Source organism: Pseudooceanicola sp. NS-SX8 (assembly GCF_057380755.1).
Window position 1 is genome coordinate 3665223 of record NZ_CM170819.1, and the last position, 23828, is coordinate 3689050.

Below are 23828 nucleotides of genomic sequence, written 5' to 3' on the forward strand. Positions count from 1 at the left end.
ACTCTCCGCCGGGCATCGCTTGCAGCTTCCCCGGCGGAAGTCCTAGAACTGTCCGTGAAACTATCACGCGATGAGGAGCACGTGATGACCGAGACGACCTATCCCCCTTCCGCCGATTTCATCGCTGGTGCCCATGTGGACGCCAAGGGATACGCGGCGAAATACAAGGCATCGGTGGAGGATCCCGATGCCTTCTGGGGCGCCGAAGCGCGCGAAAGGCTGGACTGGATCGAACCCTTCACCCGGGTGAAGGACACCGATTTCACCCTCGGCAAGGTGAAGATCAAGTGGTTCGAGGACGGCGTGATCAACGTTGCCCACAACTGCATCGACCGGCACCTGCCCGCGCGGGCCAACCAGACCGCAATCATCTTCGAACCCGATAACCCGGAGGACCCCGCGCAGCACATCACCTACCGGGAGCTGCACGAGAAGGTCTGCCGCATGGCCAACGTCCTGCTGGCCCAGGGCGTGATGCGCGGCGACCGGGTGGTGATCTACCTGCCGATGATCCCCGAAGCCGCGGTGACCATGCTCGCCTGCGCCCGCATCGGCGCGATCCATTCCGTCGTCTTCGCGGGCTTCTCGCCCGATGCGCTCGCCAACCGGATCAACGATTGCCAGGCCAAGGTCGTCGTGACCGCCGACAGCGCGCCCCGGGGCGGCAGGCGAACGCCGCTGAAATCCAACACCGACGCCGCCCTGCTGCACTGCTCCGACAAGGTGCGCTGCCTCGTGGTGAAGCATACCGGCGACCAGACCACCTGGATCCAGGACCGCGACGTCGACGTGAAGGCGATGATGGAGCAGGTCGCCCCCGATTGCCCGATCCGCCCGATGAATGCCGAAGATCCGCTCTTCATCCTCTATACCTCCGGCTCCACCGGGAAGCCCAAGGGCGTGGTGCACAGCTCCGCCGGCTACCTGCTCTATGCCGCGATGACCCAGCAGATCACCTTCGACTACCACGATGGCGACATCTACTGGTGCTCCGCTGACGTGGGCTGGGTGACCGGGCACACCTACATCGTCTACGGCCCGCTCGCCAACGGCGGCACCACGCTGATGTTCGAAGGCGTGCCGACCTGGCCCGATGCCTCCCGTTTCTGGCAGGTCTGCGAGAAGCACAAGGTCAACCAGTTCTACACCGCCCCCACCGCCATCCGCGCGCTGATGGGCCAGGGTGACCAGTTCGTCGAGGGCATCGACCTTTCGGACCTCAAGGTGCTGGGCACCGTGGGCGAACCGATCAACCCCGAGGCCTGGAACTGGTACAACGACAAGATCGGCAAGGGGAAGCTGCCCATCGTCGACACCTGGTGGCAGACGGAAACCGGCGGCCACATGATCACCCCCCTGCCCGGCGCCACGCCCACCAAGCCCGGCTCGGCCACCACGCCCTTCTTCGGCGTGCAGCCCGTCGTGCTCGACCCGACCGCGGGCACCATCATCGAGGACACCGCCTGCGAAGGCGTCCTGGCCATCGCCGACAGCTGGCCCGGCCAGATGCGCACCGTCTGGGGCGATCACGAGCGGTTCGAGAAGACCTATTTCTCCGACTACAAGGGCTACTACTTCGCAGGCGACGGCTGCCGCCGCGATGCCGACGGCTACTACTGGATCACCGGCCGCGTCGATGACGTCATCAACGTCTCCGGTCACCGCATGGGCACGGCGGAGGTCGAGTCGGCCCTCGTCGCCCATGCCAAGGTGGCCGAGGCCGCCGTCGTGGGCTACCCGCACGCGGTCAAGGGCCAGGGCATCTACGCCTATGTCACCCTGATGAACGACCAGACGCCGTCGGACGAACTGCGCAAGGAACTGGAAGCCTGGGTCAGGAACGAGATCGGCCCGATCGCGAAACCCGACCTGATCCAGTGGGCACCGGGCCTTCCCAAGACCCGTTCGGGCAAGATCATGCGCCGGATCCTGCGCAAGATCGCGGAAAACGACTACGGCGCGCTCGGCGACACCTCCACCCTTGCGGATCCTTCCGTGGTGGATGAGCTGATCGAGAACCGGATGAACCGCGCCTAAACCGCTGCGAGCGCCCGTTTTTCAACGGCCCCCGGGGTGACCTGCGGGGCCGTTTCACGTTCCAGCGCTTTGGTTCCAAACATTTTTTCAGGAACCCCCGGCAGGGGCACCCGGTTGTGTCGGCAGGAAACGGAATGACGGAAAAGGAGATCCGACATGACCAATATCAAGACCCTCATGACCGGCGTTGCAGCCATCGCACTTGCCACCGCCACCCCCGTTCTGGCGCAGACCGCCGACACCGAAGCAGACAGCCAGGTCGTCATCACCGACGGCAACAGCGAAGCAACGGCGAATGCCGACGTGGATGCAGGTATCGACCTGGACAACGACGGTCAGAACCTGACAGACGAGGTCGCAGACGCTGCTGAAAGCACCGGCGAGTTCGTCTCCGACACCGCCTCCGACGTGGCCGAAAACGTCGAGGACACGGTGGACGGCATGACCCCTTCCACCATGACCGCAGGCGCGCTGGTGGGCTATGACGTTGCCGCTGACGACGGCGAAGTCATCGGCGAAGTCGACAGCGTGGTGCTGGTGAACGGTGAAGAGATGGCCGTTGTCGGCATCGGTGGCTTCCTGGGCCTTGGCGAACATGACGTCGCCCTGCCGCTGGCCGATCTGTCGACCGCCTCTGCCGACGAGGACATGCTGAACGCCGACGGCTACACCAAGGCACAGCTGGAAGCCATGGCCGAGTTTGACCCCGAGGCCGCCGAAGAAGTCGGCGCCGACGAACCGGTCATGCTGGGTGCCTCCTGACAGGTTTACCAAATCCGCATGCCCGGGCATGCGATCGAAGCCGCCCCTTCCGGGGCGGCTTTTGACGTAGCCGTGACCGCTAGCGTTAGCACAGGGTGATTTCCACGGCTTTCCTCTCCCCCTCCCTTTCTCTATAGAGAGTGCAATATGGGCTTCCGGAGGACCGGGGCCGGCAGATCCGACCGAGGGTGCAATGACCGAAAAGACGCATGATGCAGACGTGGCCTTCATCAAGGCGCTGGCAGAACTGCTGCGTGAGAATGACCTCACCGAACTGGAAGTGAAGCGCGAGTACAGCCAGGATGACCAGCTGAACGTCCGCGTGAGCCGTAAAGTGGAAGTGGCGCCTGCGCCCGTGACCTACGCGGCCCCTGCCGCGCCGGCAGCCCCCGTGGCCGCCCCGGCCGCAGCCGCGCCTGCCGCGGCCCCCGCCGCTTCCGAAGATCCCGCAGATCATCCGGGCGCCGTGACCTCCCCCATGGTCGGCACCATCTACATGCAGCCCGAACCCGGTGCACCGTCCTTCGTGAAGGTCGGCGACCAGGTGTCCGAAGGCGACACGCTCCTCATCGTCGAGGCGATGAAGACCATGAACCACATCCCCGCGCCGCGCTCCGGCACCGTCAAGCGCATCCTGGTCGAGGACAAGGCCGCCGTCGAATACGGTGCCCCGCTCATGATCATCGAGTGAGGCACAGATGTTCGACAAGATTCTCATCGCGAACCGGGGTGAAATCGCCCTTCGCGTGATCCGCGCGGCGCAGGAGATGGGCATCAAGTCCGTCGCCGTGCACTCGACCGCCGACGCCGACGCGATGCACGTGCGCATGGCCGACGAAAGCGTCTGCATCGGCCCGCCCTCTTCCACCGACAGCTACCTGTCGATCCCGGCCATCATCGCGGCCTGCGAAGTGACCGGCGCCCAGGCGATCCACCCGGGCTACGGCTTCCTGTCGGAAAACGCAGGCTTCGTTCAGATCGTCGAAGACCACGGCATCACCTTCATCGGCCCCCGGGCAGAGCACATCCGGGTGATGGGCGACAAGATCACCGCCAAGGACACCATGAAGAAGCTGGGCGTGCCCTGCGTTCCCGGCTCCGATGGTGGCGTGCCGACCCTCGACGCGGCGAAGAAGCTGGGCGATGAGATGGGCTACCCCGTCATCATCAAGGCCACCGCCGGCGGCGGCGGGCGCGGCATGCAGGTCGCCCACACCGCAGCAGAGATGGAGCGCGCCTTCCAGACCGCCCGGTCGGAAGCAAAGGCCGCCTTCGGCAACGATGAAGTCTACATCGAGAAATACCTGACCACGCCTCGCCACATCGAGATCCAGGTCTTCGGCGACGGCAAGGGCAACGCCGTGCACCTGGGCGAGCGTGACTGCTCTCTCCAGCGGCGTCACCAGAAGGTGCTGGAAGAGGCCCCGGGCCCCTGCATCACCGAAGAAGAGCGTGCCCGAATCGGCAAGGTTTGCGCGGACGCCGTCGCGGCCATCAACTATGCCGGCGCCGGCACCATCGAATTCCTCTACGAAAAGGGCGAATTCTACTTCATCGAGATGAACACGCGCCTGCAGGTGGAACACCCGGTGACCGAAGCGATCTTCGGCGTCGATCTCGTGCGGGAACAGATCCGCGTGGCCGAAGGCCTGCCACTGTCCTTCTCCCAGGACGATCTGCAGATCAACGGGCATGCCATCGAAGTGCGGATCAACGCAGAGACGGTTCCCGGCTTTGCACCGCGTCCCGGCACCATCACCGCCTACCACGCCCCCGGCGGGCTGGGCGTGCGGATGGATAGCGCTCTCTATGACGGCTACAAGATCCCGCCCTATTACGACAGCCTCATCGGCAAGCTGATCGTACATGGCCGTGACCGGCGCGAAGCCCTGGCACGCCTTGATCGCGCCCTGGGGGAGTTGATCGTCGACGGGGTCGAGAACACCGTTCCACTGTTCGAGATGCTGCTGGGGGAGGAAGAGATCCTCACCGGCGACTACAACATTCACTGGCTGGAAGCATGGCTGGAGCGCACCTTCCATTCGTGATCTCCCATAAGGCCATTCAGGCTTTGCGCGGGGCCGCCCAGGTGGCCCCGCCCCCCCTTCTGCCCTACCGGAGCCTCGGTGCATGAAAGATGCGGAGGAAGGCATATCGGCAGAACTGCTCTTGCAGGCCTACATGTCCGGTATTTTTCCCATGGCAGAAAGCCGCGATGATCCAGAACTATTCTGGGTCGATCCACGCCGACGCGGCATCTTCCCCCTGGATCACTTTCACATCTCCCGGTCTCTGCGACGCACGCTGCGGCGGATGGACTACCGTGTCAGCGTCAACGAGGATTTCATCGGCGTGCTCGAAGGCTGCGCCGACCGGCCCGAGACATGGATCAACGACGAAATCGCGGCGCTGTATCTTGAGCTTCATGATCGGGGCAACGCCCACTCGCTGGAGGTGCTCTCCCTCGACGGAGAGCTGATAGGCGGCGTCTACGGCGTCAGCCTGGGGGCGGCCTACTTCGGCGAAAGCATGTTCTCGCGACGGGACGATGCCTCGAAAATTGCGCTCGCCTGGCTCATCGACCGGCTGAACCTGGCAGGTTTCAGTCTTTTCGATACGCAGTTCATCACCACCCACCTGGCATCGCTCGGCGCGGTAGAGATCACCCGGGCGGACTACCATTCTCGCCTGGCATCAGCGCTGCGTCAGGGCGCCGATTTCATGGCGCCCGGCCCGCAGGACGTAGAGGGTTTGCTTGCCCGTCACGACGCCCGTCAGAAGACGGGCTGAACGGATCAGTCGACCGGCCGATCCGGGTCCAGCGGTACATCCGCCTGCGGCTCTGCCGGGGCTTCCGTGGTCGGCGCTACACCCTCGGGCAGGTCGCAGCGCAACACCCAGATATCGTAGCGGAAATGGTCCAGCGCATTCAGCGCCGGAGAAGAGGCGATCATCCAGCCAGAGAAAATCGGCCCCGCATCGCCGTCGGCCCGCGTGTCGCGGATCGTCAGGAAGGCGTAGGCATCGCCAGACGGGTTGTCGATCGGGTACCGGCAATCTTCCAGCGTCACCGTGAGGGAGCCGACCTGGCCAGTCGCACCGATCGGCAGATCCAGATCCTGGGTTTCTGCATTGATCTTGTCGAGGCCACGCAGCAGCGCGCCCGCACCAGAGGCGACGTTCTCCTGCGCAACGGCCGAGGTGGTGGTCGCGATCAGGACCGCGGCCAGGGTATTCAAAGTGGTAAGGCGCATTATTGCTCCCCGTCGCCCGAGACGAACTTCAGCAGCAGAGAGATCAGGCTTACAGCCCCTTGGGTATCCAGGATCTCGTCTCCCGCATCGTAGTTGAAGGCGGACCCGCCCGGAAGGATCTCGACGAAGTTGCCGCCCAGAAGCCCTTCGGACGAAATCGCCACCTGGCTGTCGTCGGGGATTTCGATCCCCTGCTTCAGGGTAAACTCCGCCTTGGCCCGAAAGGTTGCAGGGTCCAGCGCGACATTCGTCACGGTGCCGACGCGAACCCCGGCAAGGCGCACATCCGTACCGACGCTGATCCCTTCGGCAGAGCGGAACGAGGCGCTAAGGTCGTAGCTGCCGCCACCAGTGCCACCGAAATCGACGATACGTGCGCCATAGGCCAGGAAACCGGCTGCAACCAGCAGCACCAGGAAACCGGCGGCAATCTCTGTCCTGTTTTCCGTCATTCTAGGCGGGCCTTTCCATTCTGGAGCCCGCGACAGCCCGGGCAGGCCGCGCAGGGCCCGTATCGCCCCGGCTCAGGCGCCGGGGTGTCCTGACGCGTTCGGCGTGTGGCCGATCACTCGGGGCTCCAGGCCTCGTAGTCCTGGCGCGGGGCGGCTTCGGCCCGGCGAATGGACCCAGCGGGTGCATAGGCCTGTGCGGTGCCGGTCAGGTTTTCATGATGGGGCTTTTCCCACGGCTTGTGCTGCAGCGGCTTCTTGTCCGGCGTTTCATCGTAGGTGTGATGCAGCCAGCCATGCCAGTTCGGATCGATACGGCTTGCCTCGGCTTCGCCGTTGAAGATCACCCAGCGGCGCTTGCCGTCAGCCGTTTGATAGAAAGCATTGCCCTGGTCGTCCTCGCCCACCTTCTGCCCCTTGCGTCGGGTATAGATCTGGAAGTTCAGCGTGGAACCGTTCCACCAGGTGGCGGCGCGCAGAAGCGAGTTCAGAATGCTCATCAAAGCCTCCGGTCTGAGTCATCCATGTGTATGCCGTGGTTCAGGCAAAAGGTCCAGTCCGCCGAGCGCCAGAGGCGCGGCGCCTCGCCTAGAATTGTCCGCACCCCTGATCTAGCCCGGCAGCAAGGCCGTCACTTCGATCTCGATCCGGAATTTCCGGTCGATCAGCCCGCATTCCAGCATGGTCGCGGCCGGGGGATTGGCGCCGAAGGTTTCCGCGAGGATCGGCATGCAGGCCTCGAATTCGGAGGCGTCCGGCAGGTAGTAGTGCACGCGCATCACATCCGCGAAGCCTGCGCCGGCCTCTTCCAGGGCCTTGCCGATAACCACCAGTGCGGAACGACATTGCTCTTCGACGGTGGCGCCCTCCCCCACGGTTCCGGAGACATGGACAAATCCGCCCCCCACGGTGGCCCGGCAATAGCCGACCTTCGCCTCGTAGGGACCGCCGGATGAAATACGCCTGATCGTCATCTGATACTCCGTCGCCAAGTTGGGTCATCGTATCTCTGCGCCGCAAACCGGGACCGCGCAACGTTTCAACGCGCGCAGCGATGCGGATCCGGGTCTGCCGGCTGCGCCAAAATGCAAACGGCCGGCCCAAAAGGGCCGGCCGCTCGACTTCGGATCAGGGAAGTTCAACTCGCGTTGGCTTCTTCCTTGCTGGCTTCCGCATAGATCATCAGGGGCGCTGCGTCAGAGGACACCGCCTCTTCGTTCACGACCACCTCGGTGACGTTGTCCATGCCCGGCAGATCGAACATCGTGTCGAGCAGGATGTCTTCCAGGATGGAGCGCAGACCACGGGCGCCGGTCTTCCGCTCGATCGCGCGCTTGGCGATGGCGGTCAGCGCGTCGTCGGTGAAGGTCAGCTGCACGTCTTCAAGCTCGAACAGGCGCTGGTACTGCTTGACCAGGGCGTTCTTCGGCTCCGTCAGGATGGTGACCAGCGCATCATTGTCGAGGTCTTCCAGCGTCGCCAGAACCGGCAGACGACCGACGAATTCCGGGATCAGGCCGAACTTCAGCAGGTCTTCCGGCTCAAGATCCTGGAAGATCTCGCCCACGCCGCGTTCGTCATTGTCACGCACATCGGCGCCGAAGCCCATGGCAGAGCCCTTGCCGCGTGCCGCGATGATCCGGTCAAGACCGGCGAAGGCGCCACCGCAGATGAACAGGATGTTCGTCGTGTCCACCTGCAGGAATTCCTGCTGCGGATGCTTCCGGCCGCCCTGCGGCGGAACGGAGGCGACGGTGCCTTCCATCAGCTTCAGCAGGGCCTGCTGCACGCCCTCGCCCGACACGTCGCGGGTGATCGAGGGGTTCTCGGACTTGCGGGTGATCTTGTCGACCTCGTCAATGTAGACGATGCCGCGCTGCGCCTTCTCGACGTTGTATTCAGATGCCTGAAGCAGCTTGAGGATGATGTTTTCCACGTCCTCGCCCACGTAACCAGCTTCGGTCAGCGTGGTCGCATCGGCCATGGTGAAGGGCACATCGAGGATCCGGGCCAGCGTCTGAGCCAGCAGGGTCTTGCCGCAGCCGGTCGGACCGATCAGCAGGATGTTGGACTTCGCCAGTTCGATATCGCCGCCCTTGGCCGAATGGTTCAGGCGCTTGTAGTGGTTGTGCACGGCGACGGACAGCACGCGCTTGGCCGTTGCCTGGCCGATCACGTAGTCGTCCAGAACGCCGCAGATCTCTTTCGGAGTGGGCACACCTTCGGAAGATTTCAGCCCGGTGGACTTCGTCTCTTCGCGGATGATGTCCATGCAGAGCTCGACACACTCATCACAGATGAACACGGTCGGGCCTGCGATCAGCTTGCGCACTTCGTGTTGGCTCTTGCCGCAGAAGCTGCAGTAGAGCGTATTCTTGCTGTCTCCGCCGGAATTCGTGGCCATGTTATTTACCTTTCGCCCGTCCGGGCCCTGATGCGTTCACCAGTCTTGCCCCCTCATGTTGTACCAGCCTAGGCCAGCACCCGCGGGGCGACAACACTCAAGTTGAACGCAGGCCCCGTCCCGATCACGGATCGGGGCCGAGGCCGATTTACTCGGCAGTCTCATCCTTGCCAGCGCGGCTCTCGACGATCTCGTCGATCAGGCCCCAGTCCTTGGCCTCCTGCGCGCTCATGAAATTGTCGCGCTCCAGCGCGTCGACGACGTTCTCGTAGCTCTGACCGGTGTGCTTCACGTAGATCCGGTTCAGGCGTTCCTTCAGCTTCTCGGTGTGGCGGGCATGGATCAGGATATCCGTCGCCTGGCCCTGGTAGCCACCGGAGGGCTGGTGCACCATCACCTCGGAGTTGGGCAGAGCAAAGCGCATGCCAGCTTCGCCACCGGCCAGCAGCAGCGAGCCCATGGAGGCCGCCTGCCCCACCACCAGGGTGGAAACCTTCGGCTTGATGTATTGCATCGTGTCGTAGATCGACAGGCCGGAGGTCACGACGCCGCCCGGGCTGTTGATGTACATGGAGATTTCCTTGGACGGGTTCTCCGCCTCAAGGTGCAGCAGCTGCGCCACGATGAGGGAGGACATCCCGTCATGCACCGGCCCGGACAGGAAGATGATCCGTTCCTTCAGCAGGCGCGAGAAGATGTCGTATGCCCGTTCGCCGCGGCTGGTCTGTTCGACCACCATCGGCACGAGGTTGTTCATGTAAAATTCAACCGGATCTTTCATCTTCGCGCCCTGCCCTGATGCTCACTTCTGTGGTCTTTTCGATCCCTAGTGATCGAACCCTAACAGAGTCTTAGTGATCGTCCGGATCGGCTGCAAGAGCACCCGCCGAAATTGCGCCGTCAGCCTTAACGTGCCAAGTCAGCGGCGCGGCATCCGCAGCCATCGTCATTCCCTCGTCATCCGCCTTGCTGTAAGAGGAGCGGCACGACCGCGGAGGACCTTATGACGGAATTCAGCCGATACGCCATTTACTACATTCCCGAGCCCGGCCCGCTGGCCGATTTCGGGGCGCACTGGCTGGGATGGGACGTCCAGGCCGGCACGGAAAGGCCGCATCCGGAACTGCCGGATCTGCCCCGCCCCCTGTCGGAAATCACCGCGACACCACGCAAGTACGGCTTCCACGGCACGATCAAGCCACCCTTCCGACTGGCCGCCGATCACGATGCCCGGGGCCTGGAACGCGCAGCGGAGCTTCTGGCCTCACGTCTGGAACCTGTCACGCTGGACGGCCTCAAGCTGACCCGCATCGGCAGCTTCCTGGCCCTGACGCCCGCAGCCGACAAGTCTCAGCTGGCGGCGCTGACCGCCCTCGCCTCGGAATGCGTTCAGGGGCTCGATGCCTTCCGCGCGCCCGCACCGCAAAGTGAACTGGACCGGCGCCGAAAGGCCGGGCTGAGCCCGCGTCAGGATGCTCTGCTGCAGCAATGGGGCTACCCCTACGTGATGGAGGAATTCCGCTTCCACCTGACGCTTTCGGGCAAGCTGTCCGCGATTGACGCCCCCCGGATCGAGGACGCGCTGAAGCCGCTGGTCACGCCGATCCTGCCTGCGCCCTTCGTGATCAACTCCCTTGGTCTTTGTGGCGAAGATGCCGACGGTCGGTTCCACCTCGTACGCCGCCTGCCCCTGGGCGGCTGAGTTGCAGCGGGCGCCGGCTCAGGTGCCCGCGTCCGGGAACCGCATCATCCCTTCCTGCGCGACCGAGGCGACCAGCCGGCGATCCCGTGTGTAGATCTGCCCGAAGGCAAGTCCGCGGGCGCTGCCGGTCCATGGGCTGACAAGCTTGTACAAAAGCCAGTCATCCATGCGGAAATCGCCATGGATCCAGAGCGCATGGTCGAGAGAGGCAACCCGCGCCCCTTCCTCCAGCCAGGTGCGCCCATGCGCCGTCAGCGCACAGTGGATCGGCCCGAGGTCGGAGGTATAGGCAAGCGCTGCGCGATGCAGGACGGGATCATCCCCCAGCGGATAGCAACTGCGGACCCAGCGATATTGCGTTTCGGGGCGCGGCGTCATGTCGAAGGGAGGCGTCAGGCCGACGGGACGGACCTCGATCGGCCGGTTCAGGCGCAGGTACGCCAGGACCTCTTCCGACACGGCTCCGGGATTAGCCTCCGCGATCTGCAACTCGTTCGGCAGGTCTTCCGGATCCGGCACACCGTCCGGAAACGCCTCCTGCAGGTCCAGACCCTGCGCGGGCACCTGGAAAGACGCGGCGAGGTTCAGGATCGGCTTGCCGTTCTGGATCGCCACCACGCGTCGGTTGGAAAAGCTGCGCCCGTCCATGTCCCGCTCCACCTGGTAGAGCACCGGCTCCACCGCCCTGCCGGGCCGCAGGAAGTAAGCGTGCAGTGAGTGGTTGGCCCGATCAGGCTCGACCGTGCGGTTGGCCGCCATCAGGGCCTGGGCAATCACCTGCCCGCCGAAACTGCGCCCGCGCCCACCAGGGGTCGCGATCCCTCGGTAGAAATCCTCTTCGATCCGTTCGACATCGAGGATCGGCGTCAGGATGTCGGACGGCGTTGCGGGAATTTCGGGCGAAGTGGTCATGGCGACGGTCCGGAAACGAAAAGGGGATGGTTCGATCCCGAACCATCCCCAAAGACCGGCAGAATGCAAGGCCGAGGTCAGCCCGCAGCCATGCTCGTCCGGCGCGGCTGCGCGTCAAAAGCGGTCACCGCCAGGACGACCAGCCCCGCGAATGCCAGCCCTGCGCCCACCAGTCCAACCGAGGGCCAGCCCGCCCCGGCGGCCAGCGCCATGCCGCCCAGCCAGGGGCCAATGGCGTTGGCAAGATTGAAGGCCGAGTGGTTGAGTGCCGCAGGCAGGGTCGGCGCATCGCCCGCAAGGGTCATCAGGCGCGCCTGCAAGACAGAGCTCAGCGCACCGGTCGCCCCGAGCACCAGGAGAACGGGCGCGATCAGCCAGACATTTCCGGCCACGGCCCAGAACAGGATCATCATGGCCACGGCAATGGACAAGGCCGTCGCGGCCGCGCCCATCTGGGACTTGTCGGCAAGCCAGCCGAAAATGAATTGCCCGCAGGTCATCCCGATCCCGAAGATCATCAGCAGCAGGGGCACGACCGTCTCCGGCTCACCCGCGTATTCTATGACGACAGACGCCAGGTAGGTGTAGATGCAGAACATCCCACCGGTACCGATCGCACCCACCGCAAGGGTGAGCCAGATCTGGCGGCTGCGCAGCGTCGCCAGTTCGCGCATCGGGCTTGCATCCGCCGTCGCAGCGATCCGGGGCGCAAGGATCTGCACGAAGAAGGCACAGGCGGCGGCAAGCGGCACGACAAAGGCAAAGGTCCACCGCCAGCCGAGTTGCGAGCCGAAGAGGTTCGCGAAGGGCACGCCCACGACATTGGCCACCGTCAAACCTGTCAGAACGGAGGCGACGGCCCTGGCCCGCCTTTCCGGCGGCACGAGAGACGCGGCCATGAGGCCCGCGACGCCGAAGAAGGCACCATGAGGCAGACCGGCGATGAACCGGGATGCGACGAACAGGTCCCAGTTGGGCGCGATTGCCGTCAGGCCGTTGCCGATGGCGTAGATCGTCATCAGCAGCACCAGCAGCGCACGACGAGAGGCCCGGGCAGCCCCGAGAGCGATCAGCGGCGCACCGACGCAGACGCCGATCGCATATGCGGAAATGGCCCGGCCGGCCATGGCCTCCGACACGCCGAACTCTTCCGAGAAATAGGGCAGGATGGACATGGTGGCGAATTCCGCGACACCGATGGCGAAGCCACCCAGTGCGAGCGCTAACGTCACCAGCTTCGGATGAGCCGAGTATTCCTGTTGGATCATTGCAGGGTCTCCCGCAGCGGGCGCGGACCAGTACGTCGCCTCCCGGTCGGCCTGTCAGGGTCGGTAGTCCGGTCGGCGGCGCGGGGCCAGCGGTGATTTCGGATGGTTTCCACTAGGCTTTGCGGCCATGGGATCGCTCCCTTTTCCCTTGCTGCACCGCCGCACGCAAGTCCCCGCATCTGCCAAATCCGCATTTCCGGCATGCATTTGCCGCCCGCCCCGTCCGGACAGGCCACAACGCTCATCGCAGAAGCATAGTCCCCGCCGCCCCCTGGGACAGCAGACCGGCGAGTTCCGCCTTGTCGCGGACGCCAAGCTTTCGATAGGCCTCACGCAGGTAGTGGCGCACGGTGGTCGGGGACAGATCCATGCGCCGTGCGACGTCCTTGTAGGACAGGCCCGCCCCATAGAGCGCTGCCACGCCACGTTCCCTCGGGCTGAGGCTCTCCAGCGGGGACTTTCGACGGGCCTCCAGCAACCAGAGCCCGGACAACGGCGCGCAGCGCACCCTGTGCCCGGGAAGGTCGATCTCGTGCGGCCCGTCCGCGTCCAGACCTTGCCGAAAGATCGTTGGCAGGACCTGTCCGTCTACGGCGGTGCCGCCGGGAACGACCGCCTCGAAGCCCTCGTCGGCCTGGTGCACGTAGCCGTAGGCATCGCAAATCGCGCGCCCGCTGACAGGATGCCCCCCCTGCCGGATCTGGCGCGACCGGTTCAATTCCTGCGCAGCAGTCAGATGCGGTATCGCCAGTTCCATCCGCCGCGCCTCCCGCGAGGTGAAGGGCCGGTCGGGATCCTCACGGTAGATGGACAGAAAGGTGGTCAGCCCGAACTGCCGGTCGCAGGCACTGATCCGCAGCAGGGAGGCCAGGCCGAATCGCGCGGCCCAGGCACGAAATTCGGCAGCAATCGCGGGGTCACTGGCCGATGTCACCATCGCGCGCCCATGTTCATGACACCCCGGGTCCGACAGGGGATCGCAATGCCGGACGTCTTTCCACTGCGTGAAGAAGGAAAGCGGCTGACGATAGAGAAAGCTGTTGTGCGTGATCGGCCCGTCTGATGCCACCAGAGCGCCGCCGATCCAGGCGCTGTCGAAAGACACATAGGCCTGCAGCCGGGTCAGCGCCGCCAGCTCGAACTGTCCGATCTCCGTCTGCCCCGCCAGATCGTAGAGATCGAGAAGCAGCGCCCCCAGATCGCCTGCATCGGACCGCCCGGCAGGGCACAGCCCCGGAAAATCGGCCCGGCGCGATGGAGGAAGCGACCAACTTCCCGGGCTGAGCAGAATCGGGTCCGGCACCTCGTCTATCCGCCACCCCCGGGGATGGAGGCGGGCAATCAGGCCCTCCTGCAGGTCATGCGGCTGTTCCGTCCGCTGCCTCATATCGCGCCCTCCGCCAAGACGTCCAGCCCTCACTAGGCGCCCGATGACCAAGTTCGGCAAGTCCGCAGCGCCCGATCCGCAGAGGCGCCACGCTCAGGACGCCGGCATGCCGAAGCTTTCGGCAAGTTCATCGATAAGACCGCGCTGGAACGCCCGGAAACGGGGCTCCGGTTGCCAGGCCCGGGACCACTCCACCATGGGATCGACCACCTCGGTCCGGTGCCCGGACAGGGTTTCAAGGACCGCGAGCCCGCAGAAGGGAACGTAAGTCTCGGAATAGCCGCCTTCGTGAACGACCAGCAGCCGGCCATCGCAGAGCGCCGCCGCCTCTTCCATCAGGCGCCGGGTCAGTTCCCGGTAGCTTTCACTGTAGAGCTGCATCCGCGCCAAAGGGTCCACGACATTGGCATCAAGACCCGAAGCCACAACGATGAGGTCCGGCTTGAAAGCGCGCAATGCGGGAATGACGATCCTGTCGAAGGCGTGGAAATAGCCATCCTCCCCCCCGCCGGGCTGCATCGGGATGTTGATGTTCGCGCCGAGCCCGGGCCCTGCCCCGCGATCTTCGGCCCCGCTGTAGCCGATCGGGTAGCAGAATTCCTGGTGAAGCGAGATCGTCAGCGTGTCCGGATCCTCGTAGAAGATCGTCTGCGTCCCGTTGCCGTGATGCACGTCCCAATCCACCACGGCCACACGCCCCAGCCCGTGCTTTTCCCGCATCGCCCGGATGGCAACCGGGATATTCGCCAGCAGACAGAACCCCATGGGAAAATCGGGAAGGCAGTGGTGGCCCGGCGGACGGGAGAGCGAAAAGGCATTGTCCGCCTGCCCCGTCAGCACGGCTTCCATCGCGTTGCGGGTCAGCCCGGCAGACAGTTTGGCAATCTCGTAACTGCCCTTGCCGAAGGGTGCGGATTCACCGATCTCTCCGCCGCCCCCATCGCTCATCTCCTTGAATTTCGTCAGATAGCTCTGGGGATGCACCAGTTGCAGTTCTTCTTCGGTCGCAGGTTCGGCGCTGCGAAAATCAAGCTTCGCTGCCAGCCCGGAGACCTGGACCAGTGACAGCAGGCGCCGCTTGGAATCAGGCGACTCCGCATGCCCTGCGCCACTCGGGGGTTGCACCCAGTCTCCGACCGGCAGGAACAGCGATTGCATCCCTCCGCTGTGCCAGAAGGTTCTTTCATCCGTGAAGAAGGCTGTTCCGGACATGCTGCTTGCTCCCTTTCGGCCAGGCCAAAACCATGTCGGGAAGCATGCGCGTCAAAACCCGCGCGCGCGAGCCGTTCAAATGAACGGGGGGAGATCGGCGGTGATCGCCGAACGCGAGAAAGCTCGCTCCCCGCAAGGGGACGAGCATCAGACGACATTGATGTTCGGAAATCTGGTGCGGTCGAGAAGACTCGAACTTCCACGGGTGTTACCCCACAGCGACCTCAACGCTGCGCGTCTACCAATTCCGCCACGACCGCACGTGATCAGGTAGGTAGCGGGCGTATAACGAGGCGCGCGGATGATGTGAAGAGCAAAATCATCCTACCCGACCAATTTTCTCGCGCCCGCGGGCGGCACCCCATCAACCCTTGGAAAAGGCGACAAAATTCATGGCGGCCGATCCATGCCGCCCCAAAGCCCGACGTGCTGCGCCATAACGGTCAGGGCCGCCCCTGTAGGCGGCCCTGGCCGGCGTTGGTGCGCTCAGGCACCTACTCCGAAATCGTGAAGCTCGGCAAAGCAGTCGGGACAGAGGTCGCCCCCCCGAGGCTTTGCGCCGGGTTGGGGGCACCGAGAGCCGCCGCGCGCAACAGCTCCACGCGGTTTGCCATGGCGCTTCCGAAGACCGGCGGTGCGCCGGCCTCTCGTGCCTCGATCGCGACGCGGTACCATTCGCTCGCCGCCATCGGATTCGCGGTAACCCCGAACCCTTCCTTAAGGTGATGGGCGACCAGTTCTGCATAGGGTTTCTGCCCCAGCCCCGCCATCAGGAGCGCAGATCCAAGCGCCACCGGCATGTTGTCGTCATGATAGCCCGAGAACATGCAGATCTTGGCGGTAGAGGCGAGCTGATCCGCCGTCATCCCGGAAACGGCCACGTACTGCGCGACATTGGCCATGACCTGTGCCGCGGGCGTGGTTCCAAGGCTCTGGATATAGGGCGCCAGAACGGGTTCGAAACCTGCGCATTGCTGCGCAGCGACCGCCGGGGTCAGACCGGGAACGCGCTGCATCAGCTGCTCCCCTTCCGCCTTCGAATAGGTCCGGGCAAAACAGAACTGCTCCCCCAGGGCGACCTGGGGATCGGTCATCGTCGCCAGCGTCACGTATCCCCCGTTGGAACTGGTCAGCAGGCTGACCTTTTCGCAATAGCTCGCCAGGGACGGTGCCGCGGGCTGTGGGACCGGCAGGTTGAAGCTGGGCAGGGCCGAAGGTGCCGGGGCCGCCGCATATTGCGGCGCGGCCGGCTGCGGTGCCGCAGGTGCGGGTGCTGCGGCAGCTGCGGGGGCAGCCAACGGGTCGTTCATGCGACAACCGGTGTGATCGCAGGCAAAGTAGCTGACCTGCACCGTGTTGCTGCGCTGCGGGTTGAGGAGGTACTGGAACTGCCGCCGCTGGTAACCGTCATAAGACGACACGAAGAGCATGGTCGTGCACTGAGATGCGCCACACCAGAAGGTCGATCCCGTGACCGAGGTATCGAGGATGTAGTCGTTCTGGCCGTCGCCGTTGAGGTCGGTCGTCTGGATGAACCCGGCCCGCTGCAGCAGCTGTTCGGCAGAGGGTTCCGCGCTTTCCGCGATTTCGTCGACCGCGTCCGAAACTTCGATCGGCAGGCCTGCATAGCCCATGCCGCCGTGGCCCGAACCACCGCCACCGTCGCGGAAGGCGATCAGCAGCCCGCGCATGCCATCATTGGACCTGTTCAGCGCACGGGTGACATCCGGACCACCGATCACGGCGCGATTGTAGGTCCCGACAAGGTAGTCACGCTCATACTGCAGCAGGTTCCCCGTGGCCGGATACTGCATATAGGCCTGATACTGCATGATGGCCGTACGCGACCGCGACCCCATCACCCCATCCGGCGTGCCCGCGTTGAACCCGAAGTAGTTCAACGCTGTCTGGGTCTCCCGATTGTAGGCGCGGGTGGAGGAGCTGGGACCGGTGTAACGGGGCTTGGGCTTTGCCGCACCATTCATGATCGCGCCGCCGATAATGCCGCCGACAATGGCCGCGCCAAGATCGTTCGCCATGGTGGAAACGGGCGCGGATACGAGTAATGCCGCCGCAACTGTGCTGCGCAGAGCCTTCGAGTACATGGATCAATCTCCCCGATGATCGTAAATGGACTTCAACAAATGATTCCATGCTAACCCTGCCAGCACGTAACGGAGAAGTGCTTTTGTCCGGTCCAGCCCCCGTTTCTTCCGAAAACTCGATCGAGTCGCCCGAGTGGATCATTTCCCCGGGGCTAGTCGACTACGAAGATGCCCTCGCCTGGATGGAGGAACGCGTTGCCGCGATTGCCGAGGGGCGCGCACCCGAAGCGATCTGGCTGCTGGAACACCCGCCGCTCTACACCGCCGGCACGTCTGCGCGGCGGGAGGATCTCGTCGATCCGGAGCGCTTCCCGGTCTACGACGCCCGCCGTGGCGGTCAGTATACCTACCATGGCCCTGGACAGCGCGTGGTCTACGTCCTGCTCGACCTCAACCGGCGCGGGCGGGACATCCGACAGTTCGTCGCCGCACTAGAGGGGTGGGTCATCGCGACCCTCCAGGATTTCGGCATCAGCGGAGAGATCCGCGACGGCCGCGTCGGCGTCTGGGTGTCCCGTCCCGACAAACCATTGCTCGCGGACGGCCGAACGAGGGAAGACAAGATCGCCGCGATCGGCATCCGCGTCAGGAAATGGGTCAGCTTCCACGGCATTTCCATCAACGTCGAACCCGATCTGGAACACTTCTCGGGAATCGTCCCCTGCGGGATCAGCGACTTCGGCGTCACCAGCCTGGTCGACCTTGGTCTGCCCGTGACCATGGAAGACCTCGACAGCGCCCTGATGGCCAGTTTCGACGCAGCCTTCCCACCTCGGGGCTGATCCTGCCACGGCGGGCGGGGTGCGACTGCAGGTTTTGCCGGACTGCAGGTTTTCATGTCACCCGAATGTCAGACCGCGGAAAAACCGTTCTGCGACAATCCGTCAGAGGGTTTTCCCCTGTGGCTGGGCCGCCGCTTGCCCTATGGAGGTGGAAGGGAACGCAGCAACCCCGGTTCGGAGGACAGCAAATGACCCGGTTTCTAACCTCGGCAGCAACTATTCTTGCCCTGGCCACCCCAGCCCTCGCCGATGCCGGCGACCCGGCAGTGGGAGAAAAGGAGTTCAGGAAGTGCAAGGCCTGCCACTCCATCGCCTCTGCCGATGAGGTCTTCGTGAAGGGCGGCAAGACCGGCCCGAACCTCTACGGCGTGATCGGCCGTACGGCGGGCACCTTCGAAGGCTTCCGCTATGGCGACTCGATCGTGGCGGCCGGTGAAGCCGGCCTGGTCTGGGATGTCGACAACATCCAGACCTACATGACCGACCCGAACGCCTTCCTGAAGGACATGCTGGACGGCAGCGCGCGGTCCAAGATGACCTTCAAGATGAAATCGGATCAGGCAGATGTCGCCGCCTACCTGGCGACCTTCTCCGACGCGGCCGAGTGACCCGCCCTGCCAAAGCGCTTCAGCAGAGCGTTTCATGACCTGACGAGGCCCGCCAATGGCGGGCCTTTTCGTACCGGCGCCACGCGTCACCCGGGGCGGGACGGACCTCCCGCGATCAAGGGTGCGACACAAAATCTTGATCCAAATCAAACACGGGCATTGTCGGAACCCCGGGCGGCTTATAAAAACAGGACATATGCGCGCCACGTGTCCTGTACCGCGTGGCTTCCGACCAGTCTATGAGGAGGCAAGATATGGCCGACGCAGCACTACAGGACCACGGGCATGAGGATACCCGAGGGTTCTTCACACGCTGGTTCATGTCCACCAACCACAAGGACATCGGGATCCTGTACCTAGTCGTCGCTGCGGTGACTGGTCTGATTTCGGTGCTTTTCACCGTCTACATGCGGATGGAGCTGATGCATCCCGGCGTGCAGTTCATGTGCCTGGAGGGGGCACGGTTCTTCCCGTCGTCCGCGGAATGCACGCCCAACGGCCACCTCTGGAACGTGATGATCACCTATCATGGGGTGCTGATGATGTTCTTCGTCGTCATCCCGGCCCTGTTCGGCGGTTTCGGCAATTACTTCATGCCACTGCAGATCGGCGCGCCCGACATGGCCTTCCCGCGGCTGAACAACCTCAGCTTCTGGATGTATGTCGCGGGCGTCTGCCTTGGCGTTGCCTCGCTTCTGGCGCCAGGCGGCAATGACCAGCTGGGGTCCGGCGTGGGATGGGTGCTCTACCCGCCGTTGTCGACGAACGAAGGCGGATACTCGATGGACCTGGCGATCTTCGCGGTCCACGTGTCCGGCGCCTCGTCGATCCTGGGGGCGATCAACATAATCACCACCTTCCTGAACATGCGCACGCCGGGCATGACCCTGTTCAAGGTGCCGCTGTTTGCCTGGTCGGTTTTCGTCACCGCATGGCTGATCCTGCTGTCCCTGCCCGTCCTTGCAGGCGCCATCACCATGCTGCTGACCGACCGCAACTTCGGCACCACGTTCTTCCAGCCGTCAGGCGGCGGGGATCCGGTGCTTTACCAGCACATCCTGTGGTTCTTCGGTCACCCCGAGGTCTACATCATCGTGCTGCCCGGCTTCGGCATCATCAGCCACGTGATTTCGACCTTCGCGCGCAAGCCCATCTTCGGCTATCTGCCGATGGTCCTGGCGATCATCATGATCGGCGTTCTGGGCTTCGTCGTCTGGGCGCACCACATGTACACCGTGGGCCTCAGCCTGACCCAGCAAAGCTACTTCATGCTGGCCACGATGGTCATCGCGGTGCCCACGGGCGTGAAGGTCTTCAGCTGGATCGCGACGATGTGGCAGGGCTCGGTGGAGTTCAAGACACCGATGCTCTGGGCCTTCGGCTTCCTGTTCCTGTTCACCGTGGGCGGCGTGACCGGCCTCGTCTTGTCGCAGGCGCCCGTCGACCGGGCCTTCCACGATACCTACTACGTGGTCGCGCACTTCCACTACGTGATGTCACTCGGCGCCGTCTTTGCCATCTTCGCGGGGATCTACTTTTACTTCGGGAAGATGACCGGGCGGCAGTACCCGGAATGGGCCGGGAAGCTGCACTTCTGGATGATGTTCATCGGGGCCAACCTGACCTTCTTCCCGCAGCACTTCCTGGGCCGTCAGGGGATGCCGCGCCGCTACATCGATTACCCCGAAGGTTTCGCCCTGTGGAACTTCTGGTCCTCGATCGGGGCCTTCATCTCCTTCGCGTCGTTCCTGTTCTTCTTCGGCATCGTCTTCTACTCGCTCTTCCGCGGGGCAAAGGTGACCAAGGCGAACTACTGGAACGAATACGCCGACACCCTGGAATGGACCCTGCCCTCGCCGCCGCCCGAACACACGTTCGAGCAGCTGCCGAAGCAGGAGGACTGGGACAAGGGCCACGCGCACTGAGCCGCTGGCGCAAGAGATCGAAGGGGCGCCCGACCGGCGCCCCTTCTTCGTGGAGCCCATATGCCCTACCGCTGGACATCAGAGACGGAGCTGGTGCTGTCGCCGCACCGCTCCCTGCCCCCGAAGGGCTTTGCGGTCGTGATCGGCCTGTTCTTCCTGCTGGTCACCATTCCCATATCGGCCTTCCTGGGAACCTCCGCCCTTTGGGGCCTCCTGGCCTTCGCCATGCTTGCGCTCTGGGGCTTGTGGTGGGGGCTGCGGCGCTCCTACGCGGACGGGGCCATCACCGAACGGCTTCGCATCACGCCCGAGGAATGCCACCTGCTCCGGCTCGGCCCCCGGGGCCTGCACCGCGACTGGAGCTGCAACCCCTACTGGGCCCGCGTTTCCTGCCATGTCACCGGCGGCCCGGTGCCCAACTACATCACCCTCTCCGGCAATGGCCGAGAGGTGGAGATCGGCGCCTTCCTGTCGGAAGAGGAACGGCTTCTGCTTTTCCCCGATCTTCAGGATGCCCTGAACGAGGCCCGGGCCGCATCCGCGCCCGAGCCCGAGTGATCCGCCCGAGTGATCCGGTCACGGCCCCGGCTCGTACCTCCCCTGACTCTAGCCAAAGGAGACAGACATGCCTCGCCGACTGATCACTTCCCTCCTGCTTCCCCTGCTTGCCGCCGCGCCGGCCCTGGCCAGCGAAGGCGCGATGCCGTTTGAGCCGCTTTCGGCGGATCGCGCCGATCTGTCCGACATGCGCTGGCAGAAACGCCCGGTACTTGTCTTTGCCCCCTCCGACAGCGACCCGGCCCTGCTGCGGCAACGCGCGCTCTTCGAAGATGCCGCAACCGGGCTGGAGGATCGCGACATCGTCGTGCTGACCGACACCGATCCGGCCGCGGCAGGCCGCCTGCGACGCGAACTCGGGGCCGAGGGCTTCATGGTTTTCCTTGTTGGCAAGGACGGCGGCGTGAAGCTTGAAAGCGACAGCCCGATGACCGTGGAAACGCTGTTCTCCACCATCGACCGCATGCCGATGCGGCAGCGCGAGGTCAGCCAGTAAGCCAAGACAGCCAGTACATGCAAAGGGCCCCCTGCCGGCAAGACAGGGGGCCCTTTGAATTGCGCGAACGGAATGGGCGATCAGGACGCCAGGCGCGCCTTGACCTTTGCCCCGACGGAGCCGAAGTCCATCTGCCCGGTATAGCGGGATTTCAGATGACCCATGATCTTGCCCATGTCGCGGATGGAGTTCGCGCCCGTGGCACTTACGGCCTCGTCCACGGCGGTGTCCACCTCGTCATCCGACAGCTGGCGCGGCAGGAATTCCTCGATCACGCCGATCTCGTCCAGCTCCTGCTGTGCCAGGTCGATGCGGCCGCCTTCTTCGTAGACGCGGGCACTTTCCTGACGCTGCTTGACCATCTTGCCGAGGATCGCGAGAACTTCGTCCTCGCCCACGCCCTCGTCGCTGCCTTCGCCACGCAGGGCGATGTCCCGGTCCTTGATCGCGGCGTTGATCAGTCGAAGGGTACAGAGCCTGTCCCCGGCCCGGTCCTTCATCGCCTGTTTCAGGGCGGTGTTGACCCGTTCCCTCAATTGCATCTCGCTACTACCCTCGCGTTGATTGCAGATGCCCACCATATAGAAACCGCCTGCCAGCGACAAGGTTTCCCGCTTGCCACGATCCGTCACGTCACCGTGCTCCCCGGCGCGCCGCAAATCATGGCGAAAACCTTGCCCGCTGCCCCGCTTTGCAGCGGTACAGGCACTTGACCTTGCCCTCCGCCACCCCTAGCTATGCGCCAATTTGTCCCCAGCTGAAGAGTCGACCCATGCCCCTTTCCCAAGGACCGAAACCGACCGCCTGCCTCGCGCTTGCCGATGGGACGATCTTCTACGGGCGCGGCTTCGGCGCGACCGGCGTGACCGAAGCGGAATTGTGCTTCAACACCGCCATGACCGGCTACCAGGAGATCATGACCGATCCTTCCTACGCCGGACAGATCGTCACCTTCACTTTCCCCCATGTCGGCAACGTCGGCGTGAACCCCGAAGATGACGAAACCGCAGATCCCGTCGCCGCCGGCATGGTGGTGAAGTGGGATCCGACCGAACCTTCCAACTGGCGTTCCGCCGGCGAACTGGGCGACTGGCTGGCCGCCCGCGGCCGCATCGCCATCGGCGGTATCGACACCCGTCGCCTGACCCGGGCCATCCGGGCCCGCGGCGCCCCCCATGCCGCCCTGGCCCACGATCCCGAAGGCAACTTCGACGTCGAAGCCCTGGTCGCGCGCGCGCGTGGTTTCAAGGGCCTGGTCGGTCTCGACCTGGCCAAGGACGTGACCTGCGCCCAGTCCTACCGCTGGGACGAGATGAGATGGGCCTGGCCCGACGGCTTCCCCAAGCAGGAAAACGCCCGTCACAAGGTCGTGGCCGTCGACTATGGCGCCAAGCGCAACATCCTGCGCTGCCTGGCTTCCGCAGGCTGCGACGTCACCGTCCTGCCCGCCACCGCCACCGCGGACGAAGTGCTGGCGCATAATCCCGACGGCCTTTTCCTGTCGAACGGCCCTGGCGACCCCGCCGCCACCGGCGCCTATGCCGTGCCGATGATTCAGGACGTGCTGAAACGCTCCGACATGCCAGTATTCGGCATCTGCCTCGGCCACCAGATGCTGGCCCTGGCCCTTGGCGCGACCACGGTGAAGATGAACCACGGCCACCACGGCGCGAACCACCCGGTGAAGGACCTCGAAACCGGCAAGGTCGAGATCACCTCGATGAACCACGGTTTTGCCGTCGACAGCCAGTCCCTGCCGGAAGGCGTGAAGGAGACCCATGTCAGCCTCTTCGACGGTTCGAACTGCGGCATCCGCATGACCGATCGCCCGGTCTTCTCGGTCCAGTATCACCCGGAGGCCAGCCCGGGCCCGCAGGACAGCTTCTACCTGTTCGAGCGCTTCGTCGCCTCGATGGAAAAGGTCGCCTAAGCCGGCAACGCCCTCTCAGGACCCACTCAAAACCAGA

At 64.3% G+C, this 23828-nt stretch carries 24 protein-coding genes and 1 tRNA gene; 12 read left to right on the forward strand and 13 right to left on the reverse strand.

The annotated features are described in order from the left end of the window. Window positions 1-84: 84 nt before the first annotated feature. The 5 genes from acs (at window position 85) to aat (ending at window position 5589) form a co-directional block, all read left to right on the forward strand. Window positions 85-2037 carry an acetate--CoA ligase gene (gene acs, locus AC2IR1_RS16775; protein ID WP_486473112.1) on the forward strand — a complete coding sequence of 651 codons (1953 nt, stop codon included), beginning with the start codon at window positions 85-87 and terminating at the stop codon, window positions 2035-2037. A gap of 156 nt (window positions 2038-2193) precedes the next feature. Further along, a complete protein-coding gene (locus AC2IR1_RS16780; RefSeq protein WP_486473113.1) occupies window positions 2194-2799 on the forward strand; it encodes a PRC-barrel domain-containing protein in 606 nt (201 codons plus the stop codon). A gap of 193 nt (window positions 2800-2992) precedes the next feature. Beyond that, the gene (gene accB, locus AC2IR1_RS16785) at window positions 2993-3490 is read left to right on the forward strand and encodes an acetyl-CoA carboxylase biotin carboxyl carrier protein (protein ID WP_486473114.1); all 498 of its coding nucleotides are present in this window, start codon (window positions 2993-2995) and stop codon (window positions 3488-3490) included. Window positions 3491-3497: 7 nt separating this feature from the next. Next, window positions 3498-4847, forward strand: a complete 1350-nt coding sequence (gene accC, locus AC2IR1_RS16790) for an acetyl-CoA carboxylase biotin carboxylase subunit (RefSeq protein WP_486473115.1) — start codon at window positions 3498-3500, stop codon at window positions 4845-4847. Between the two features lie 82 nt (window positions 4848-4929). Continuing rightward, window positions 4930-5589, forward strand: a complete 660-nt coding sequence (gene aat / locus AC2IR1_RS16795; RefSeq protein WP_486473116.1) for a leucyl/phenylalanyl-tRNA--protein transferase — start codon at window positions 4930-4932, stop codon at window positions 5587-5589. Between the two features lie 5 nt (window positions 5590-5594). On the opposite strand, the gene AC2IR1_RS16800 is transcribed toward aat, so the two are convergent. The 6 genes from AC2IR1_RS16800 to AC2IR1_RS16825 form a co-directional block, all read right to left on the reverse strand. Further along, window positions 5595-6053: a DUF2155 domain-containing protein gene (locus tag AC2IR1_RS16800; RefSeq protein ID WP_486473117.1), complete on the reverse strand. Its 459-nt coding sequence runs from the start codon at window positions 6051-6053 to the stop codon at window positions 5595-5597. Next, window positions 6053-6505: an outer membrane lipid asymmetry maintenance protein MlaD gene (gene mlaD / locus AC2IR1_RS16805; protein WP_486473118.1), complete on the reverse strand. Its 453-nt coding sequence runs from the start codon at window positions 6503-6505 to the stop codon at window positions 6053-6055. The genes AC2IR1_RS16800 and mlaD overlap by 1 nt, the downstream gene beginning before the upstream one ends. A 113-nt stretch (window positions 6506-6618) precedes the next feature. Next, complete coding sequence (locus AC2IR1_RS16810) at window positions 6619-7002, reverse strand: NADH:ubiquinone oxidoreductase subunit NDUFA12 (protein WP_486473119.1); 384 nt, start codon at window positions 7000-7002, stop codon at window positions 6619-6621. A gap of 111 nt (window positions 7003-7113) precedes the next feature. Then, window positions 7114-7476 carry a Rid family hydrolase gene (locus AC2IR1_RS16815; RefSeq protein ID WP_486473120.1) on the reverse strand — a complete coding sequence of 121 codons (363 nt, stop codon included), beginning with the start codon at window positions 7474-7476 and terminating at the stop codon, window positions 7114-7116. A 164-nt stretch (window positions 7477-7640) separates the two neighbouring features. Continuing rightward, complete coding sequence (gene clpX / locus AC2IR1_RS16820; RefSeq protein WP_486473121.1) at window positions 7641-8906, reverse strand: ATP-dependent Clp protease ATP-binding subunit ClpX; 1266 nt, start codon at window positions 8904-8906, stop codon at window positions 7641-7643. A 148-nt stretch (window positions 8907-9054) separates the two neighbouring features. Continuing rightward, window positions 9055-9687, reverse strand: coding sequence for an ATP-dependent Clp protease proteolytic subunit (locus AC2IR1_RS16825; RefSeq protein WP_486473122.1), 633 nt, complete (start codon window positions 9685-9687; stop codon window positions 9055-9057). Between the two features lie 222 nt (window positions 9688-9909). Here AC2IR1_RS16825 and AC2IR1_RS16830 point away from each other — a divergent pair, with 222 nt between their 5' ends. Then, window positions 9910-10608 carry a DUF1045 domain-containing protein gene (locus tag AC2IR1_RS16830; protein WP_486473123.1) on the forward strand — a complete coding sequence of 233 codons (699 nt, stop codon included), beginning with the start codon at window positions 9910-9912 and terminating at the stop codon, window positions 10606-10608. Between the two features lie 18 nt (window positions 10609-10626). On the opposite strand, the gene AC2IR1_RS16835 is transcribed toward AC2IR1_RS16830, so the two are convergent. The 6 genes from AC2IR1_RS16835 to AC2IR1_RS16860 all read right to left on the reverse strand — a co-directional run bounded on the left by AC2IR1_RS16835 (window position 10627) and on the right by AC2IR1_RS16860 (window position 17492). Next, window positions 10627-11520, reverse strand: coding sequence for an acyl-CoA thioesterase (locus AC2IR1_RS16835; RefSeq protein ID WP_486473124.1), 894 nt, complete (start codon window positions 11518-11520; stop codon window positions 10627-10629). A 77-nt stretch (window positions 11521-11597) separates the two neighbouring features. After that, a complete protein-coding gene (locus AC2IR1_RS16840; RefSeq protein WP_486473125.1) occupies window positions 11598-12788 on the reverse strand; it encodes an MFS transporter in 1191 nt (396 codons plus the stop codon). A gap of 241 nt (window positions 12789-13029) precedes the next feature. Then, window positions 13030-14175 (reverse strand): response regulator transcription factor, encoded by a 1146-nt coding sequence (locus AC2IR1_RS16845; RefSeq protein WP_486473126.1) that lies wholly within the window; start codon window positions 14173-14175, stop codon window positions 13030-13032. A gap of 93 nt (window positions 14176-14268) precedes the next feature. Next, a complete protein-coding gene (locus AC2IR1_RS16850; protein WP_486473127.1) occupies window positions 14269-15387 on the reverse strand; it encodes a class II histone deacetylase in 1119 nt (372 codons plus the stop codon). Window positions 15388-15560: 173 nt separating this feature from the next. Then, window positions 15561-15647 (reverse strand) — tRNA-Leu (locus AC2IR1_RS16855). A 234-nt stretch (window positions 15648-15881) separates the two neighbouring features. After that, window positions 15882-17492 (reverse strand): peptidoglycan-binding domain-containing protein, encoded by a 1611-nt coding sequence (locus AC2IR1_RS16860; RefSeq protein ID WP_486473128.1) that lies wholly within the window; start codon window positions 17490-17492, stop codon window positions 15882-15884. Between the two features lie 83 nt (window positions 17493-17575). Between AC2IR1_RS16860 and lipB the strand changes: the two genes are divergently transcribed. From lipB to AC2IR1_RS16885, 5 genes are all read left to right on the forward strand, one after another. Next, window positions 17576-18274 carry a lipoyl(octanoyl) transferase LipB gene (gene lipB / locus AC2IR1_RS16865; RefSeq protein WP_486473129.1) on the forward strand — a complete coding sequence of 233 codons (699 nt, stop codon included), beginning with the start codon at window positions 17576-17578 and terminating at the stop codon, window positions 18272-18274. Between the two features lie 188 nt (window positions 18275-18462). Further along, the gene (locus AC2IR1_RS16870; protein ID WP_486473130.1) at window positions 18463-18882 is read left to right on the forward strand and encodes a c-type cytochrome; all 420 of its coding nucleotides are present in this window, start codon (window positions 18463-18465) and stop codon (window positions 18880-18882) included. A gap of 254 nt (window positions 18883-19136) precedes the next feature. Next, window positions 19137-20807 (forward strand): cytochrome c oxidase subunit I, encoded by a 1671-nt coding sequence (gene ctaD, locus AC2IR1_RS16875; RefSeq protein WP_486473131.1) that lies wholly within the window; start codon window positions 19137-19139, stop codon window positions 20805-20807. Window positions 20808-20867: 60 nt separating this feature from the next. Next, entirely contained in the window at window positions 20868-21365 is a 498-nt protein-coding gene (locus AC2IR1_RS16880; RefSeq protein WP_486473132.1) for a DUF2244 domain-containing protein, read from the forward strand. 67 nt (window positions 21366-21432) lie between these two features. Then, window positions 21433-21861, forward strand: coding sequence for a DUF4174 domain-containing protein (locus AC2IR1_RS16885; RefSeq protein ID WP_486473133.1), 429 nt, complete (start codon window positions 21433-21435; stop codon window positions 21859-21861). Window positions 21862-21941: 80 nt separating this feature from the next. Here AC2IR1_RS16885 and AC2IR1_RS16890 read toward each other — a convergent pair whose 3' ends face one another. Next, entirely contained in the window at window positions 21942-22403 is a 462-nt protein-coding gene (locus AC2IR1_RS16890; protein WP_486473134.1) for a GatB/YqeY domain-containing protein, read from the reverse strand. Between the two features lie 230 nt (window positions 22404-22633). On the opposite strand from AC2IR1_RS16890, the gene carA reads away from it, so the two are divergent. Continuing rightward, a complete protein-coding gene (carA, locus tag AC2IR1_RS16895) occupies window positions 22634-23791 on the forward strand; it encodes a glutamine-hydrolyzing carbamoyl-phosphate synthase small subunit (protein ID WP_486473135.1) in 1158 nt (385 codons plus the stop codon). The last annotated feature ends 37 nt before the right edge of the window (window positions 23792-23828 follow it).